We start from the raw sequence: 17,556 nt of genomic DNA on the forward strand, positions 1-17,556 counted from the left end.
CAGCACACGCTGCCGGGCCGGCCTTCGGTGTCGCTACGGCTGCTCGCCGTCGTGGAGCGCGGTCACCTCCTGGTCGGTGAGCGCTTTGTCGTACACCTTCACCTGGTCGACGGAGCCGTTCCAGAAGTCGGTGTCGGCGCCCGACCACTTGGCGCGGCCCACGGACAGCGCGCCGGTGCTGACATCGGCGGTGCCGGCCGCCGCGGTCGCGGCGAGTTTGCCGTCGACGTACAGCTTGATCTCGTCACCGCTGCGTACGCCGACCACGTGGTACCACTGGCCGAGCTCGGGCTTCATCTCCAGCCGGGCGCGGTGGGCGCCCGGTGTGGAGAAGGCGAACGCGCCCTGTCCGTACTGGAGGTAGAACGGGTTCTCCTGGCGCCGGCCGTCCTGGCTGACGAGCGTGGCGTAGTTGCCCGGCAGGGCGTCGAGCCAGGCCCAGGCAGACACGGTGTAGTCGCCGGTGGTGTCGACGACCGGACCGCTGGTCTCGGCGTACTGGCCCTCGCCGTTGAACTTCAGCGCCGATCCCTGCACTCCGGGCGCCCAGGACGTCCCCTGGGAGAGGGTGAGGTCCTTGTGGTTCGGGCCGCTGTCGGCGGCCTTGGTGCCCGTGTTCTCGTCGAGGGACCAGCTGCCGCCACCCTTGAGCTCGTCACGCTCACCGGCTGCTGCGCCGGCCGCGATGACCTCCTCGTTGATCTTCCGCACCTTGGCGGGGTCGACCTTGATCTCCCGACGGTCGTACGTCCAGAGCCCGTTGAGCTCGTTCTCGAGGTCGGTCACCTGGGTGTAGATGGAGCCGGACAGTTCGGCGCCGGCTGCCGCCAGGTAGTGCGTGCGGGTGTTCTCGACGTACTTGGCGGTCAGGGCGTCCTTGTCCGCGACACCGCTGTAGATCGCGGTGGGTGCACCCGGCCACATGTGTCCGGGCATGCGCAGGGTGAAGCCGCCGTGCTCACCGTCCATCGCCGCGCGGGTGTCGTCCGGGAAGGCCGGGTCGGTGTTGTTGTAGTCGTGGTGGTCGATGATGTCGCCCTTGCCGGAGTCGCCCTTGGAGTTGCAGCAGTTGACACCGCTGTGGGCGTTCACGACCCGGGAGGGGTCGGCGGCCTGGACCTTCTCGGTGATCTTGCCGGTCTCGGTGCGGTCCCACTCGCCCCAGCCCTCGTTGAAGACGATCCAGGCACCGATCGAGGGGTAGTTGTGCAGCTGCTCCATCATCTCGGCGCCCTGGTCGAGGAAGGCCTTCTGGCCCTTCTCACCGGTGATGTTGCCGGAGACGAAGTCCTGCCACACCAGGAGACCCATCCGGTCGGCGTGGTAGTACCAGCGGGCGGGCTCGACCTTGATGTGCTTGCGGACGGAGTTGAAGCCGAGGTCCTTCTGCGTCTTCAGGTCGAAGACAAGGGCGGAGTCGCTGGGCGCCGTGTTGAGGCCGTCGGGGTAGAAGCCCTGGTCGAGCTGGGCGAGGGAGAAGAACGGCTTCCCGTTGAGCACCAGCTTCTGGTAGCCGCCGACCTCGGCGACGCCGAAGGAGCGCATCCCGAAGTAGCTGTCGACGGTGTCCTTGGAGCGGCCGTCCTTGAGGGTGACCTCGAGGTCGTACAGGTACGGGTCGTCCGGCGTCCACAGGTGCTGCTTGGCGACCGGAAGGCTCAGCTCGCTGTTGGCCGGGCCGGTGACGGTGCCGACGACCTTGCCCTTCCTGTCACGGGCGACGGCGGTGATCCGGGCTGCCGGGGAGGCGTTCTCGGAGTTGACCTTCAGCGCGAGCCGGCCATTGTCGATGTCGGGCGTGGTCGTCAGGGAGTCGACCGCGGCGGGCGCGACGGGCTCCATCCAGACGGTCTGCCAGATGCCGGAGGAGGCGGTGTAGAAGATGCCGCTGGGGTTCGCGGACTGCTTGCCGGTGGGCTGGTCGGCCCCGGTCGTGTCGGTGACCGCGACCACGATCTCCTGAGGGCCGCTGCCCTTGAGGGCGTCGGTGACGTCGGCGCTGAAGGCGGTGTAGCCACCGGTGTGCTCGGCGACCTGCTTGCCGTTGACCCAGACCCGTGCCTGGTAGTCGACGGCGCCGAAGTTGAGCTTCAGACGGTCGTCGCTGCTCCGCTTGCCGACCGACCAGCTCTTGGGCACCGTGACGAGCTTGCGGTAGAACATGTGGTCTTCGTGGCGCTCGAGTCCGGAGAGCTGGGACTCGACGGGGTAGGGCACGGTGATGCGCTCGTCGAGCGACTTGCCGAAGACCGGCTGCTCACCGGCGGTGGCTCCCGCGAACTCCCACGGTCCGTTGAGGTTCTTCCAGTCGTCGCGCACCTGCTGCGGGCGCGGGTACTCGGGCAGCGGGTTCCTGCGGTCGACCTTCTCGCCCCACGGGGTGAGCAGCCGGTGTGTGGAGAGGTTCTTCGCCCTGCGGCTGATCGCCGGGACGGTCTCGTCGCCGGCCTTCAGGCCGCCCTCACCGTCGTACGCGAACCTGACCTGCTGGTTCTTCTGGACGGCTGCGCCCAGCGTGACCATGAGCGACTTGGGGTCGCCCTTCACCGCGGACACCGACGTGACGGGCATCGGCGTCGTGTCGGCCTCGACGGTGAGGTGGTCCTTGACGCCCTCGATGTCACTGACAGCGTTGTCGAAGGTCGCCTGCAGCTTCTGGCCGTCCTCGGCGACGCTCAGCGCGACGGGGTAGACCTCGAAGTCCGCGGGCGGTGTGAACGCGGACTCGGGCACGATCTGCTTGGCGAGCCTCGCGCTCGACCAGCGCAGGAACATGTTGGCCCCGCCGATGTCCTGGAACATCTCCAGGCGGAAGGTGTGCGGCTCGCCCGCCTTGAGTGCGACCGGAGAGCTGGTCTGCTCCTTGTCCCAGTCCGGTACCCAGTGGTCGATGACGGGCTTGTCGTCGATGAAGAGCCGGAACCCGTTGTCGCCGATGGCGGAGAAGGTGTAGTCACCGGTCTCGGGTGCTTCGATCTGTCCGGTCCAGCGAGCGGTGGTGTGCTCGGTCTTGCCGGTGGCCGACTCGAACGCGCCGGTGAGCCCGGGGAAGTTGATCTCCGGGTCGAGCGCCACGGCGCCGAGCTGGGCGAAGTCCCGTGCGCCCGGGGCGGACATGGCGAAGTACTCGCCCTTGAGGCCGTGGACCTCGGTCGACGGCTCCTCGGCCGTGAACGCGGAGGCTGCGGCGGTGCCCGCGTCGGGCGCCGCGGCGGCGGCCGGGACCAGGGTGGCCCCGAGGGGGAGCAGCAGAGCGGCCGTACAGGCCAGCGTTCTGAAGAGCGTGCGGGGGCGGGCTAGTTGTCGTATCAAGGCGTCGTCCTCGTCGAAGAAGCCGGAGTGCCCCGAACGGCGAGGCACTGCACATAGTCGAACATTGAGCCACAGCCTCAAACACTTAACAACGGTCGTGCATACATAATTTTCAACGATAGAAAAATCAGGTCCCCGACCGCCCGCCGATCGCCCGACCGTTCGCCCCGTCGGTCCGTTCCGCACGGGCACACCCCGATCGCCAAGGATCGGGGCGCGCCCGGGTGACGGTTACTGCGGCAGACCCGCAGGTCCGGTGGCCCATCCGGTGTTCGGCCGGTCGGCGAGCCTGTAGTCCAGCGAACCGCCCCGGGTGACCAGGCGCGCGTCGGTCCACGACCGGTCGCTCGGGCGGCCGTCGACCTCGACGGCGTCGATGTACGGATGTGTCGTATCGGCGGCCGGGGCACTGATCGTGATGCCCTTGCCCTGCGGCCGGTCGATCACCGCGGCCGGGAAGAGCGGGGCGCCCAGGAGCATCGTGGCGCTGCCCGGCGTCTGCGGGTACATGCCGAGGGCCGAGAAGACGTACCAGGCGGACATGGTGCCGAGATCGTCATTGCCCGGCAGACCGCGCGGACCGGTCCCGTACACCGTGTTCACGATCTCCCGCACGGTCTCCTGGGTCTTCCACGGCTTCCCCAGGGCGTTGTAGAGCCAAGGGGCGTGGATGCCGGGTTCGTTGGTCGGGTCGTAGCGCAGCGCGTCGCCGCCCTTCACCGACCAGGAGCCGTCCGCCTTGTGGAAGAAGGCGTCCAGCCTCTTGGCCGCGGTGTCCCGGCCGCCCATCGCGTCCGCCAGCCCCTGGACGTCCTGCGGGACCATCCAGGTGTACGTGGCACTGGTGCCCTGGGCGAAGCCGCGGTCGCTGCCGGGGCTGAAGGGGGTCACCCAGGAGCCGTCGAGGTTGCGTGCCTGGATGTAGCCGGTCGTCCCCGCGCCGTCGCCGGCCTCGGGGTTGAACACGTTGCGCCACCAACGGCCGCGCGCGTCGAAGGCGTCGGCCTCCTCGTCACGCCCCAGCAGCCGGGCCCAGCGGCCCAGTGCTGCGTCGGCGACCGCGTCCTCCAGCGTCTCGGCGGCGCCGCCCCAGCAGTGGCAGACGTCCTGAGGTGCGTAGTGGGACTCCAGGTACTGGGCGAGGTTGGGCCGCTGGCCGGTGCACTGGCCGGGGCACCCGGCGTCCGAGAGGCCGTCGGGGTGGGGCACCGTGGCCTGTCGGGCCAGGGACTCGAAGGCGCCCTCGTAGTCGAAGTTGCGTACGCCCATCGCGTAGAACGTGGCGAGGGTGGCCGCCGTGGGATCGCCCGTCATCACGTGCGTGGCACCGTTGACGTGCACCCAGCGGTCCCACACCCCGCCGTTCTGCCGGGCGAAGTTGTACAGGGACTGGGCGAAGTCGCCCGCGATCCTCGGCTTGAGGAGGGCGAGGAGCTGGATCTGGGCGCGGTACTGGTCCCAGCCGGAGAAGTTGCTGTACTGCGCCCCCTGCCCGCGCGTCACACGGTGCGGTTTCCCGTCCATGCCCGGGTAGCGGCCGTCGGTGTCGCTGATCAGGTTGGGCTGCATCAGCGAGTGGTACAGCGCGGTGTAGAAGGTGGTGCGCTGCGCGTCGGTCCCGCCGCCCGTGCGTACGGAGCTCAGTTCCTGGTCCCAGGCACGGGATCCGGCCCGGGCGACGTCGTCCACGCCTGACTTCGGCGCAATCTCCTTGCGGAGGTTGGCCTCCGCTCCGGCCTGGCTGACGTAGGAGATCCCGATCCGCATGCGGACGTCGTCATCGGCGGTGGTGTCGAAGCCGACCCATCCGCCGGACCCGCGTCCTGCCCGGTCGGCCCCGGTGGCGTACCCCTCGCCGCCGCTCGCGGTGGTCGAACCGGGTGCGAGGGTGCCGTCCTTCCAGGTACCGGTGGAGGCGAAGTCCCGGTCGAAGGAGGCGCTGAAGTAGAGCCGGTAGTAGCTCTTGCGGTTGTTGGTGCCACCATTGGCGCGCCGTCCGCAGAACGCCCCGGTCAGCACCGAACCGGTCACCTTTCGGTGTGCGGTGTCGATCTCGACCTCGGCGTCCTCGCTGCCGTTGAGGGAGTTGGACACCCGGAAGAGCAGATTGGCGGGCTTGCCGGCCGGGAAGCTGAAGTCGGCCACGCCCGCGCGCTTGCTCACCGCGAGGTCGGCCGAAGCGCCGGAGTCCAGGCCGAGGGTGTAACGGCCGGGCACCGCACGCTCGTTGTCGTGCGCGAAGTTCGCCGCGTACACGGCGTCCTTCGTATCGGCGGACGGCGACGTGGTGACGTCTCCGACGAACGGCATGATCGGCACATCGCCCGCGGCGCCCGGATTGCACCCGGCACCGTTGACATGGGTGAGGCTCAGTCCGCGCAGGCGGGTGGCCCCGTACTCGTAACCGTTCGCCGCTCCGGTGCTGGTCTGGTCGCCGGTCGTACTGGTCGGGGACCAGGCGATCATGCCGTACGGGAGGGTGGCGCCCGGGAAGGTGTTGCCGCCGTTCGCACTGCCGATCAGCGGGTCCACATAGGCGGTGGGTCGGGTGACGAGCGCGTCGGCCTGGGCGGCCGGCGGCATGACGGCAGCGGCCAGCGCGCCGGTGATGACGATCGCGGCGGCTCGCGCACCGAAGCGCCTGGCCGTGGGCGGTCTGGGGGGCATGTCGTACCTTCCGCAGGTTGGACAACGTTGTCGGACGCCGTTCCCCGACGTCCCCGTTGATCGTTGCGCGGCCGAGCGTAGGTCCCCGCAATGCCCGGGGGAAAGCCCTGCGCGGACTCCCACCGGTGAACGGGTGGTGAACGACCCGGCGGGGCGGGCCCCCTGGCACGATGACAGCACCTGCCCTGAACTCGACCTCGCGAAGGAGCGACGTGATCCTCTGGACGTACGCCCTCATCGACCGCCCGACAGCCGCCGCCGGCCGCGCACGCGCATTCTGGACCGAGGTCACGGGGACGCACGAGTCCGTGCCGCAGGGCGAGCGGGCCGAGTTCATCACACTGCTCCCCGACGAGGCCGACGCATGCCTGGCGGTGCAAGCCGTCGGCGGGGCGGGCGGGGCCCATCCGGATCTGGCGGTCGAGGACATGCCGGCGTTCGCCGCGCGGGCCACCGAGCTCGGAGCAGTGGTGGAGGCACGGAAGCCGGAACTGACCGTGCTGCGCTCCCCCGGCGGTCAGCGGTTCTGTCTCGTCCCCTGGCGCGGACAGAAGGTCCGCCCGCCGGTCCTCGCGGCCCGCGGGGTTCCCGAGAGCCGGCTGGACCAGCTCTGCCTCGATGTCGCACCGGCCGCGTTCGACTCGGAGGTCGCCTTCTGGGCGGCTCTGACGGGATGGGAGTCAACTCCCGGTGATCACGAGGAGTTCCATGTGCTGCGTCCGCACCTGGACCTGCCGGTGCACCTGCTGATCCAGCGCCTGGACGAGGCCCGCCCTGCCTCGGCGCACCTGGACATCGCGTGCCCGGACCTCGACGGGGGGCAGGCCTGGCACGAGCGGTGCGGCGCCACGCTCGTCCGCCAGGGCCCCGCGTGGACGGTGCTGCGGGACCCTGCGGGCGGCGTCTACTGCCTCACGCGGCGCGACCCGGTGACGGGCACCTGACCGGGCGTCCTACGCCCTGGAAGCCGCCAAGGGTGCTGGACGATCCGAAGCAACAGACGCGCCGCAACCTTTCAGTGGGGAGGACCGGGAGGGTGGCCTGCGCCACGCGACATGGCACGAGCCCCGACACCGCCCGTACACTCCACGAGCGGGTGGCCCGACCCGTCGATGATCGAGCAACCGCGTGAAGAAACGAAGAGCGGACCTGGTGACGCTCACGAACCCCCATCAGCCCGGCCGGGTCCGGACCACAGTATGAAAATCAGGCGACCGGGCGTGGCCCATCGTCCAGGATTGCGCCACGAGCCAAGACCTTGTGACGTCCTCCACGCACGGCTGGACGAGGAGGCCGACTTGGTCCGAGCTGCGACGGTGACGGGTGCGGGGCGTGGACCGCTCACGAGCGCGCGGTCGACTTCTGCCAAGGAGAACTCTCCGGCTACCAGAGAAGCAGCGACTGCCTGCGGCCGAGGCGCCGCCGCCGCATCCGTGGTGTCGCCCCGGCACCACCGGACGTAAGGCAGATCACCGGCTTGATGATGGGGAAACCTGAGCACCTGGGCTCACCACCGGCCTGGAGAAGGACGGGGACGCCGTCGTGCAAGGCCGCGCACGACTCTGCTGGGGCCCTGGCCCAGGGCAACTTCGGCACAGCAACCGAAGGGCGCAGGGCAACGGCTGGGAGAAGAAGGTGTCCTACGAGTCACCGGTGCCGCTGCGGGAGTCGGCTCGGGCCTGGACATCTGGTGGAAGCGAGCTCTTGAATCTCGCGGGGAAGCGCTCGTGCTTCGGATCCAAGTGGTTGATCAATGCCAGCAGGGCATCGCGCAGATCCAGGAGTCGCGGCAATGGCCCATCGTGGCCCGCGAGTTCCTGCAAGCTCTGGGAAAGTTCTTCGAACCAGGCTTGGAACGTATCATCTTGCTCCATTCGGGCGCAGAACTCGGCATATCCGATGCAATCGACAGCGTCACCTTCACGGCGAATCATCAGTTCACCGAGCGCTCGTTGATCGCTGCGGAATATTCGCAGGTGCTCATCTTCGTAGTCGCCCGAGGTGAAAACGGATGAGATGGTGAAGATATGGTTCATGATGACGCGATTGTCTTCATGGGTCCCAAGGTCCAGGAACTGAATGTGCGTGCGCATGATCTCTACCCAACCCATGTACTCAGCCACTCTGTGCAGCGTGCTGTAGAGGGAATATCGACGCTGCCGGGGTGAACCACCCTCGTGGAATTGGGCGAGGAATCGGATTCCGGTTGGTGATGCACCGCCCGCCAGGTTATAGATACGGGTCTGCAGGTCAAAGGCTGACCATAGGAGCGGATCGCGATATCGACTCATCGCGTCCAGTCGATTCGCCTGCCGCAGCCGCTCCGCTGACTGCTGGTCAAGTTCTGCCGCCAGCAGGGATTGTCGCCTTGCCCACCATGCACTCATTCCGGCCGTTGAGAGCGCGACGAGGGCGGACGACAACGCAACTACAAGCTCAACACTCATGTACGCGATTGTGGTGCATCATCGTTGCTGTCTGCCATAGCAATGCACGACCGGAGCCGTCATGACGCACCGTCCCGATCGCTTCGACTTGCGTCTGGCCACCACGGCTGATCAGCGCGACAAGGCCGGGAATCCGCTTCGACTCGACATGCCCTGCCAGAACCCCCGGGCCGGCACGAGAGCCTCCCACTGGCCGGCAAGTTCCATCGCGCAGGGAAAACCGAACGGCGTGCGAGCGAAGAACGCGTCGATGAGCGGGCGTAGTTCGTGTCCGGCATGGCCGAAGACACCCAGCCTCAGGGTGTGGCCGGCACCCAGGGAGGCCGCTTCGGCGCGGGCCAGTCCCGCCTGGAGGAGGTCGAAGGCCTGCTGGAGGTCTTCACGGAGGCGTCGGCCGACGGGAGTCAGGCTCACGCGCCGACTGGTGCGATCGAACAGGGTCACACCGAGGCGTCGTTCCTGTCTGCCGATGGCCTGACTGACGCGGGCCTGGGACACGTGGAGCCGTTCGGCGGTGCGGCCGAAGTGCAGTTCCTCGGCCAACGCCAGGAAGATCTCGATGTCGCGCAGCTCCATGGATAACCCCCCTGTTATGAATCTCTGCGCGAACTTTACATTGATCCACCGCTGACCTGCATCGATGCTGAGTACACCGCCACCGGACAGACGGCACATGCCTTCCGTACGCATCGATGAGGCAGGGGAAACCGATGTGCGATATGCAGTTGATCGCCGATCGCGTCGAGATCGAGGCGCTGCGCGCCGAGCTCACCGACGCGGTGATGATGCGTCACTTCGACCACGTTGCACTGCTGTTCACACCTCGCGGCGTCATGCGATGGCCGCACATCGAAAAGGAGTTCGCCGGCCGGGAGCAGATCCGCGCCGGAGTCGAGTGGGGGCAAGGACTCTGGGAGTTCTTCGTACAGAACGTTCACCCGGGCGTCATCCGGCTGGACGGTGACACCGCGACCGGTCGCGCCTGCATCCAGGAGTTCGGGCAGATGCGCGATGGCGCTTCGCACCTGAACTACGCCCTGTACCACGACCGCTACCAGCGCACCTCGGACGGCTGGAGGTTCAGCGAACGCGTTTACGAGATCCGGTACGTGGACTCCGCCCCTCTGACGGGCGCGCCACTGCCCGCATCTCCCCGGCCCTGGACACCCGCACCACCGAACCCCGAACCGGACGATCACCCCGTACAAGGAGTACCTCGTGGACCTCGCACTGTGGATCGCTGCCGGACTGCTGGCCGCCGTTGCCCTGCTCGGCGGCATCACCAAGACGTTGGTCCTCAAGGAGAAGTTGGCCGCGCAGCACGGCGGCGAGTGGACCAGAGACGTCGGCGCCGGTTTCTTGAAGACTCCCGGGATCCTCGAACTGCTCGCCGCGGTGGGCCTGATTCTTCCGGCCGTGCTCTGGACATCGCACCGGTCATGGTGCCGGTGACCGCACTGTGCTGGATCCTTCTGATGGTCGGCGCGATGGTCACCCATGGCCGCCTCGGCCAGTTCAAGCTCGTGATGGTGAACTCGGTCTATCTCCTGCTCGCGGCCTTCATCGCGTGGGGGCACCTCGCCGCCTGAGTGGCGCCCCGCGACATGGAACGACCACGGCCTGACAACTGACGGACGGGACCTCACCCCTACCGGCCATTCGGTCACAACTCCGTCACTACCGAAATATCCCGCCCCCTTGTCGCATACCGCACCGCTACGGTCATGCCTCCACGAACCACCCTTGGGGGACGACTTGAACACCCGCGCACTCACCGCTGCCCTCGCTTGTCTCGCGGCCGTGACGTTGGTCGGCTGCGACCCTGCCACTACGGATCCGAAGCCCCCAGCGCCTGCCGCCTCCGAGTCCTCCACCGACGCCCCTGCTGCACCGCCGTCCGAGAAGGCGGACAAGCCGCCCGCGTCCAAGGTCGTGCCGAACTTCGTCGGAATGGGCCTGCAGTCGGCGCAGGACAAAGCCCAGGCCGAGGGTTTCCCCCTGCTGACGTCCCACGACAGTGCGGGCCGCGACAGGCTGCAGGCACTCGACCGGAACTGGAAGGTCTGCTCCCAGAGCGTCAAGGCGGGGAAGACGGTGTCCACCGACATCGAGTTGGACTTCGGTGCGGTGAAGCTCGAGGAGACCTGCCCCGCCGACGACGCCGAGGCGCCTGAGGTGGCCGACGGGAAGATGCCGAACCTGGTCGGCAAGTCCGTCAAGGCAGCTCGTGGCGCTCTGGACTCGGGTACGTCGATCACAACGACGGACGCGGCGCAGGACCGCATGGTCCTACTGGAGAGCAACTGGCAGGTGTGCACCCAGTCGCCGGCCCCGGGAGCGGCCCTGAACGGTCAGCCCGTCGAGTTCACCGCGGTGAAGTACGAGGAGAGCTGCCCGTAGGCAATGCCTTCGGCGGCCGGCTGACCCCCTCACATGGAGGGGATCGCAGCGTTTGGGGTGCCCGAGATCAAATCGGCTGGGGAACAAGGTGCTCTACCACTGAGCTACGGAAGCCGTGAGCCTCCGACGGGATTCGAACCCGCGACCGCCCCATTAAGAGTGGAAGTATCCCCTGCCTGCGCACCGGGCACCCCCGACGCTGTGCGTCCCGAGATCAAGACGGCTGCGGCTCTGCGGGGTTCGATCCCCGCCCACCGAAGTGGTTCTACCCAAAAGAAGTAACCGCGGCCTGCACACCGGGAGGTGCTTGAAGTTGTGGCCTCACTCTAGCCGGTGAAGGCGGGACCAGCGCTTCGATTTACTGTCACGAGCATGGATTCGGCGACTGCGAGGAACACCCCTGCAGCCGCCGTCCCCTGAGCGGATTGCATGGGTGTGCTGCTGACGGGCTGCGGGGGGCCGCTCGTTCTCCATGGACGTGCCCCCTACGTCTCGTCGGTGTCGCGTTGCGCCACGGTCTGTCCGGGCGGGGCTGTTCGGCAGCCCGCTCCTTCGCGCGCTGCCCTGCGGTGGCGACCCAGAGCCCGATGAACGCGGCAACGAGGAGGACCTACACGAAGACAGGCAGGCCGCCGAACTCGGTGTCGACGAGGACCAGATCGCCGCGGTGAAGCTCGCTCCCGGCGAGAACGCGCCTGTTCGGTCGCCCGGACACGCCGATGCCCAGCAGGGCAGTGGGGCATGACGGTCAGAGAGTACGGGCCATCCGGGTACGGCGCTTCAGGGTCCGCGCGTAGTCCTCGAACCGCGCCTTCGCGATCACCGAGCGGTCGGCGGTACGGAGCACCACGCCTTCCGCACGGCCCGTAGCCTGGCTGTCCAGCGCTACCAGCGTCTGCGGCCAACTGGCGTTGAGCCAGGCGCTCATCCCGTCGACACTGGTCGGCAGGCTTTCCGGCGCCATGACGTCGAGGCGGGGGGTGAGCGGGATGCCTTCCATGTCGGCGGCGAGAGTCAAGGCGTCCTCGGTGAGGAACGATTGCCCACCCCCCTCGCGCCATGCGGATATGCGCTCGACCGGCCAGCCCAGAACCTCCAGCGGCACCGTCGCCACGTCGAACAACCGGTACCCGACCTGCCCTGTCCCGGTGTACTGCTTCGCCGCAGCACCCACCTTCGCCCCGTACACCTCCAGGTAGAAGACGTTGATGCCGTCCCTCGCGGCGAGGCCTTCGGCGACGGTGCGCAACGCCCCGACGATCCCCAGCGCCGGGTTGGTCACCCGGTCGCCCCGGGCGGCAAGAAGCTCCTCGCGGCTTCCGATGAACCAGTCCGCGCCTGGAAGTTGGATGATGCGCGCGTTCGTTCCGTCGACCTTTTCCGTGAGAACCACATCGCCGACGAACGGGGTGGCGTCTTCGGTGAGAGCGCCACGCTCACCGAGCACGTGATAGGTCGGGATGGACGGGTACTTGGTTGCCGAGTTCAGGGCGGCAAGATCGATGCCGTCGCTCATGCGGGACTCCTTGGTGGGCAAGTCTTCTTGATCCGGGCGCTGCGCCGGGCGAACAGGCTGGCTTTGACCTGCTCTTCTCCGGGGTGCTCCCACGTGTGCCGGCCGAGGGACATCTTCCACTGCTGGACGTGGGACTGCTCGTCAATTCCGCGCGATGCGGATCTTGACGGGGCGGCCGCGGCAGGTGGTGCGCATTGTGCGACGTGGCCGAGCAGCTACGAGACGCCCTCGTCTCCGCCTCACTGCTCGTGTGTCCGGCCTCGCGAGAGGACTCAGCGACGGCTCACTGGATCAGGTCTGTGTACGGATGATCCGGAGATGCCGGGCGGACATGGAGTTGCATCGGCTCCCATCAGATCTCCCCGGGAGTCCTCCCCAGAGGCGTCCAGCCATCGAAACGGCGACTGCAAGTGGATCACTCGCAGTCGCCGATTCGTGAGCGGCAGTCCGACGATTCCCCGGCTAGGGTGTGGTGATCGTCGGCCGCGGTGCGGTGGCCATGCCGCTGCCGATGGCGAAGCTGGGGTGCGGCGGCTGGTTGTACGCGGTGTTCTGCCAGGCCAGCGCGGTGCGGTACATGGTGTCGTGGAGCAGCGTGGTGATCCTGGTGCCGGTCTCGTACGGCGTCGAGTAGATCCGCAGCGCCGTGTTGTTGGTCGTCGGCCAGACGACTTCCTCGCGCCAGTCGCCGAAGATGTCGCCGGAGATCGTCGGCGTGGCCTTGGTGCCGTTGTTGCTGTGGACCGAGGCACCGGTCAGCTGGCGTGTGTCGGCCGAGGTGCCGTACTTGTCGATGTGGGTGCCGTCGAGGAGTTCTCGGGTCGTGTCGCCGTCCCACCAGGACAGGAAGTTCGAGCTGGACGGCTTCCGGCTGGTGACCACGGTGCCCTGCGGGTTGCGCACCCCGGAGACGGCGGAGGACCAGGACTCGGCGCCGGGGCTGCCTGACCAGATGTCACCGGACACCCCGCGGCCGTTGTCGCCGCTCGCCGGGGTGGACCAGAGGATCTTGCCCGTCTTCGCCTCCGCCATCCATGAGGACGGCTTCGAGCTGTCCTCGTCGACCTTGAACTCCTCCAGTCCCGCCCGGGAGGGGTCGAGGTCGCCTACGTGCATGGCGTCGCCGTGGCCGTTCTTCGTCGTCCACAGGCCGCTCCCGTTGTCGTCCACGGCCATGGCCCCGTACACGATTTCGTCCTTGCCGTCGGCATCGACGTCGGCGACCGACAACTGGTGGTTGCCCTGACCGTCGTACCCCTTGCCCACGTTGGTCGAGCTGTTGGTGTCGAAGGTCCAGCGCCGGGTGAAGGCGCCGCCCCGCCAGTCCCAGGCGGCGATGACGCTGCGCGTGTAGTAGCCGCGCGCCATGATCAGGGAGGGTCTGGCCCCGTCCAGGTAAGCGGTGCCGGCGAGGAAGCGGTCGACCCGGTTGCCGTACGAGTCACCCCAGGAGGACACCGTGCCGCGTGCGGGAACGTAGTCGACGGTGCCCATGGCAGCGCCGGTCCTGCCGTTGAACATCGTCAGGAACTCGGGTCCGGACAGGACGTATCCGGAGGAGTTGCGGTAGTCGGCGGAGGAGCTGCCGATCACCTTGCCGGTTCCGTCGACGCTGCCGTCGGCCGTCTTCGTCGCCACTTCGGCCTGGCCGTCGCCGTCGTAGTCGTACACCTGGAACTGGGTGTAGTGCGCGCCGGAGCGGATGTTGCGTCCGAGGTCGACGCGCCAGAGCCGGGTGCCGTCGAGCCGGATCCCGTCGATGATCGTGTTGCCCGTATAGCCGGACTGCGAGTTGTCCTTGGCGTTGGTGGGCTGCCATTTCAGTACGAAGTCGAGGGCGCCGTCGCCGTCCAGGTCACCGACGGACGCGTCGTTGGCCTCGTAGGTGTAGGCGACCCCGTCGGGTGTCGTGCCGCCCGCGGGCGGGCTGATGGGCACGTCCTTGTACCCGGCGCGGAACTGGATCGCGTTGACCGAGTCGCCCTGCTCCGTCCCGTTGACGACTGCCCGCACCGTGTAGTCGGCGGTGGCGGGTGCGCCCGAGTGGAAGTAGTTGGTCGAGGCGGTGACGGGCGAGGCGTTGACCTTCGTTCCGGCCCGGTAGACGTTGAAGGACACGCCGTCGGGGTCGGTGCCCAGCCAGCGCCAGCTGATGAGGTTGCCGCTGTCGGTGTGCACGCTGACGACGCCGCGGTCGAGTGCCTCGGCCTGCCGGGCGGCGGCGGCGTGCGAGGTGGGGCCGAGGGCGACCAGTCCGGCAGCGGCGAGCAGGCCTGCCGTCAGCGAGCCGAGCAGTGCCCGGTTACGGGTGATCCGGCGTCGCCTGCGGTGGGAGCGGGGATCGGGGTGGGGGAGCAGAGGGTCCACGGTACGCACCTTCTGGCCGGGGATGGCTTACGTCACGTCAGTTGCTCCCGGACGCCGAAAGGTTGCCGCTTCACCGGCCCGTTTTCCGCTCCGCGTCCCCAGCCCGGCGGCGTTCGCGGCGGTGTGCAGTGAACGCAGGGCCAGCAGCAGGAAGCCGATGTCGTCGAGGTACACGGGATCCGGCAGCAGGTCTACGGGCGACACCGTGTAGATCACCGCGGCCCACATCAGCGCCTTGTTGCGCAGCGGGATTCCCGCATCGAGGAGCAGCTTCCTGGCCCGGAACACCCGTACCAGGAGAACGGCGGCGACGCCCGCCGCGAGCAGGGCGACGAGCCCGCCGAGAACGAGCCAGACGGAGGTGTCCATGACCTATCGTCCACCCGTCCGAAGGCCGGAGCCTTCGGATCCGGCGAGCCCGCTCCCGGCCCGAGTGCGGGTGCGTCGTTCCGGGGCGCACAGCTTGCCTGTCTCATTCATGGGCCAATCGTCCATGAGTTCTTCTCCTCTGTTACGGATCGTCCTAAGAGGTTGTGCCGGACAGTGGCGGGCCCGCACAGCGCGGGTGACCGGCATCGGGGGGTCCGAAACCAGAGGAGACCCTGCGCGCCGGCCCGGCCGCCCTCATCGGACCGCCGGCAGGGGGGTTCCCGGGTGTGGAGCCGCCGCGCAGGCGGCGTCCAGCCTGATGCGGAAGTCCGTCACCGCACCCGGCTCGTCGATGATGTCCACCCGGCCCCCCGGGGCCTCGAGAATCGCCCGGTCGCCGATCTCGGGAGCGGACACCCGCAGGAGGTGCAGCGGCGGGACGGCGGTCATGGGGTGCGGCGGGGAGTCGAGGGGCATCACCTGCACGGTGAGGTGCGGCCGGTGTGCTGCTTCGGCGAGTACCGCCCACTGCTCGGTCATCACCTCGGGACCGCCCACCCGGGTATACAGCGCCGCGGCCGGGATCAGGGCCCACAGGGCCGCGCCGCGGCCCTCCAGGCGCCGCTGGCGCTCCTCCAGCAGTTCGAGGCGCCGGGTGCGCCGCGCCCCGGTGTCTGCGGGGTACAGGGTCCGGTCCAGGGCAGCCGCGTAGGCCGGAGTGCGCAGCAGTTCGGGGACCAGCGCGGGATGCCAGGTCCGGACGAGTGAGGCCGAGGACTCGAGGCCGATGACCTCCTGCCGCCACGGCTCCATCGCGTCCCGCCAGCGGTGCCACCATCCGGGCAGGTTCGCGGCCCCCAGGCCCGTGATGATCGATTCCGCCTCCGCCTCGGGAACCTCGTAGCGGTCCAGCAGGGCCCGGACCTGGCGGGCGTCCAGCCCGGTCTCGGCGCGTTCGATGCGGCGCACCGTGGCCGGATGCGCGTCGAGGGCCCGGGCGGCCGCCTGCAGGCTGACGCCCGCGCGTTCCCGCAGTATCCGCAGGCGTGCCGCGAGGACACGGTGCTCGACCGTGGGACCGGATCGGGGCCTCATGCGCCCGCCTTCCTCGCGAGGGCTCCGAAACAGAGAAACCCGAACATTCTGTCACTTGCAAAGTATGCACTTTGCGCCGAGAGTACATACATGCCGGAAATAGACACCCGCTCGCGCCTCGCTCCGGAGGACCCGAGCGGGAGGAGCGCACAGAGCTGGTGGATCCCCCGTCTTCCCGAGGGGGTACCTCAGGCGCGCCACCGTGTCCAGGAGGCGATGCGGGAGTGGGGAGAGCCTGACGACCGGGTCGAAGCAGCCGCCCTGGTCGTGACCGAGCTGGTCGCGAACGCGGTGCAGCACACCTCGGGCCGACGGGTCCGCTGCAGGCTCCTGCGTTCCCCCGGCGGGGTGCGGATCTGCGTGTGGAACCGCGGCCGGGCCCGTGTGCCGGCTCCGACGCGGCCCATGGACGCGAAGTCGGCTTCGCACGGCTCCCACGGCCCGACGCCGCGCCGCCCCGAGCTGTCGCGCTCGCCCGGGGACGGACCCCATGGCCCAGGAGGCCGGGCCGACGCGGACCACGGGGACCTTGCCGGGGCCGTCGACGGCCCCGACATCACGGATATCGACTCCCTCGCCGAGGACGGCCGGGGGCTGATGCTCGTGGACGCGCTGGCGACACGATGGGGAACGCGCACCAGCCTGTCCAGTCGGCTCGTCTGGGCCGACGTCTGAACCGCTCAGGCGACAGGCGTCCGGCATTCCGGGTGGCCCCAGCCCCTCGGGTTCTTCGCGATCAAGTCCTTCGCCGCATACGGCTTTCCGCAGTGGCAGCGGCCCGAGAACTTCGCCCGGATCGTCGCGGAGGGACGTGAGGAAGCTCCCTCGGTGCCCGCACCCGAGGTCCGGCCCTTCGTCGAGCGGGCCGGAGCCGGCACCGGCAGTCCGGCGGAACCGTGCGCTGTTCCCGCAGGCTGCTGCGATACAGCGGCCTCGCTCGCGGCCTGATCGGCGAGCGCGTTGAGCAGATCACCGTTCACCTGATGCGCGGGCACGTAGCGAAAGCTCACACTCCGGCCACCGAGCAGCGCGTCGATGCCGACCACCAGCTCGCGGTTGGCGACCGGCTTGCCCGCCGATGTCTTCCAGCCGTTGCGCTTCCAGCCCGGCAGCCACTTGGTCACCGCGTTCATCGCGTACTGGGAGTCCATGCGCACCTCGACCGGCACGGCCGGATCGGTGGACCTCAACAGCTCCCGCAGTGCGGTGAGCTCCGCGACGTTGTTGGTGGCGGTACCCAGCGGACCGGCCTCCCACCTCCGCGGGCTGCCCTCGGAATCCGCCACGACCCATGCCCAGGCGGCCGGTCCCGGATTTCCTTTGGATGCCCCGTCACACGCGGCGATGATGCTCTCGTTCATGCCCTTGATCATGCCAGCACAG

General features: G+C 68.6%; 14 protein-coding genes and 1 pseudogene. 6 read left to right on the forward strand and 9 right to left on the reverse strand.

Features of this window, described 5'->3' with window-relative positions; all coding sequences use genetic code 11:
• Positions 1-33: 33 nt before the first annotated feature.
• Positions 34-3,360: a LamG-like jellyroll fold domain-containing protein gene (locus OG844_RS03255; RefSeq protein WP_406387965.1), complete on the reverse strand. Its 3,327-nt coding sequence runs from the start codon at positions 3,358-3,360 to the stop codon at positions 34-36.
• Positions 3,361-3,543: 183 nt separating this feature from the next.
• Positions 3,544-5,979, reverse strand: coding sequence for a GH92 family glycosyl hydrolase (locus OG844_RS03260; protein WP_406387967.1), 2,436 nt, complete (start codon positions 5,977-5,979; stop codon positions 3,544-3,546).
• Positions 5,980-6,149: 170 nt separating this feature from the next.
• Between OG844_RS03260 and OG844_RS03265 the strand changes: the two genes are divergently transcribed.
• Positions 6,150-6,923 (forward strand): VOC family protein, encoded by a 774-nt coding sequence (locus OG844_RS03265; protein ID WP_406387968.1) that lies wholly within the window; start codon positions 6,150-6,152, stop codon positions 6,921-6,923.
• A gap of 696 nt (positions 6,924-7,619) precedes the next feature.
• Here the strand turns inward: OG844_RS03265 and OG844_RS03270 are convergent.
• Positions 7,620-8,426 carry a hypothetical protein gene (locus OG844_RS03270; protein WP_406387969.1) on the reverse strand — a complete coding sequence of 269 codons (807 nt, stop codon included), beginning with the start codon at positions 8,424-8,426 and terminating at the stop codon, positions 7,620-7,622.
• Positions 8,427-8,537: 111 nt separating this feature from the next.
• Positions 8,538-9,002 carry a LysR family transcriptional regulator gene (locus OG844_RS03275; protein ID WP_406387970.1) on the reverse strand — a complete coding sequence of 155 codons (465 nt, stop codon included), beginning with the start codon at positions 9,000-9,002 and terminating at the stop codon, positions 8,538-8,540.
• 209 nt (positions 9,003-9,211) lie between these two features.
• Between OG844_RS03275 and OG844_RS03280 the strand changes: the two are divergent.
• The 4 genes and pseudogenes from OG844_RS03280 to OG844_RS03295 all read left to right on the forward strand — a co-directional run.
• Positions 9,212-9,457 (forward strand): annotated as a pseudogene (locus tag OG844_RS03280) (nuclear transport factor 2 family protein); the annotation flags it as partial.
• Between the two features lie 187 nt (positions 9,458-9,644).
• Positions 9,645-9,878, forward strand: coding sequence for a DoxX family protein (locus OG844_RS03285; protein WP_406395912.1), 234 nt, complete (start codon positions 9,645-9,647; stop codon positions 9,876-9,878).
• Positions 9,875-10,015 carry a hypothetical protein gene (locus OG844_RS03290; protein ID WP_406396391.1) on the forward strand — a complete coding sequence of 47 codons (141 nt, stop codon included), beginning with the start codon at positions 9,875-9,877 and terminating at the stop codon, positions 10,013-10,015. The genes OG844_RS03285 and OG844_RS03290 overlap by 4 nt, the downstream gene beginning before the upstream one ends.
• Positions 10,016-10,169: 154 nt before the next feature.
• Positions 10,170-10,826: a hypothetical protein gene (locus OG844_RS03295; protein WP_406387971.1), complete on the forward strand. Its 657-nt coding sequence runs from the start codon at positions 10,170-10,172 to the stop codon at positions 10,824-10,826.
• A 748-nt stretch (positions 10,827-11,574) separates the two neighbouring features.
• On the opposite strand, the gene OG844_RS03300 is transcribed toward OG844_RS03295, so the two are convergent.
• The 4 genes from OG844_RS03300 to OG844_RS03315 form a co-directional block, all read right to left on the reverse strand.
• Complete coding sequence (locus OG844_RS03300) at positions 11,575-12,342, reverse strand: RNA ligase family protein (protein WP_406387973.1); 768 nt, start codon at positions 12,340-12,342, stop codon at positions 11,575-11,577.
• Positions 12,343-12,804: 462 nt separating this feature from the next.
• Positions 12,805-14,709 carry a rhamnogalacturonan lyase gene (locus tag OG844_RS03305; protein WP_406387975.1) on the reverse strand — a complete coding sequence of 635 codons (1,905 nt, stop codon included), beginning with the start codon at positions 14,707-14,709 and terminating at the stop codon, positions 12,805-12,807.
• A 27-nt stretch (positions 14,710-14,736) separates the two neighbouring features.
• A complete protein-coding gene (locus OG844_RS03310; RefSeq protein WP_406387976.1) occupies positions 14,737-15,078 on the reverse strand; it encodes a YkvA family protein in 342 nt (113 codons plus the stop codon).
• Positions 15,079-15,333: 255 nt separating this feature from the next.
• The gene (locus OG844_RS03315; RefSeq protein ID WP_406387977.1) at positions 15,334-16,173 is read right to left on the reverse strand and encodes a helix-turn-helix domain-containing protein; all 840 of its coding nucleotides are present in this window, start codon (positions 16,171-16,173) and stop codon (positions 15,334-15,336) included.
• 216 nt (positions 16,174-16,389) lie between these two features.
• Here OG844_RS03315 and OG844_RS03320 point away from each other — a divergent pair, with 216 nt between their 5' ends.
• Positions 16,390-16,848, forward strand: coding sequence for an ATP-binding protein (locus OG844_RS03320; RefSeq protein ID WP_406395985.1), 459 nt, complete (start codon positions 16,390-16,392; stop codon positions 16,846-16,848).
• A gap of 5 nt (positions 16,849-16,853) precedes the next feature.
• On the opposite strand, the gene OG844_RS03325 is transcribed toward OG844_RS03320, so the two are convergent.
• The gene (locus OG844_RS03325; RefSeq protein WP_406387979.1) at positions 16,854-17,534 is read right to left on the reverse strand and encodes a ribonuclease H; all 681 of its coding nucleotides are present in this window, start codon (positions 17,532-17,534) and stop codon (positions 16,854-16,856) included.
• Positions 17,535-17,556 lie beyond the last annotated feature (22 nt).

This window comes from Streptomyces sp. NBC_00887 (assembly GCF_045207585.1).

Coding starts and splice junctions, on each gene's coding strand:
- OG844_RS03260 (WP_406387967.1), bottom strand. CDS start 5,979: ATGCCCCCCAGACCGCCCACGGCCAGGCGCTTCGGTGCGCGAGCCGCC.
- OG844_RS03265 (WP_406387968.1), top strand. CDS start 6,150: ATGACAGCACCTGCCCTGAACTCGACCTCGCGAAGGAGCGACGTGATC.
- OG844_RS03270 (WP_406387969.1), bottom strand. CDS start 8,426: ATGAGTGTTGAGCTTGTAGTTGCGTTGTCGTCCGCCCTCGTCGCGCTC.
- OG844_RS03275 (WP_406387970.1), bottom strand. CDS start 9,002: ATGGAGCTGCGCGACATCGAGATCTTCCTGGCGTTGGCCGAGGAACTG.
- OG844_RS03300 (WP_406387973.1), bottom strand. CDS start 12,342: ATGAGCGACGGCATCGATCTTGCCGCCCTGAACTCGGCAACCAAGTAC.
- OG844_RS03310 (WP_406387976.1), bottom strand. CDS start 15,078: ATGGACACCTCCGTCTGGCTCGTTCTCGGCGGGCTCGTCGCCCTGCTC.
- OG844_RS03315 (WP_406387977.1), bottom strand. CDS start 16,173: ATGAGGCCCCGATCCGGTCCCACGGTCGAGCACCGTGTCCTCGCGGCA.
- OG844_RS03320 (WP_406395985.1), top strand. CDS start 16,390: ATGCGGGAGTGGGGAGAGCCTGACGACCGGGTCGAAGCAGCCGCCCTG.
- OG844_RS03325 (WP_406387979.1), bottom strand. CDS start 17,534: ATGAACGAGAGCATCATCGCCGCGTGTGACGGGGCATCCAAAGGAAAT.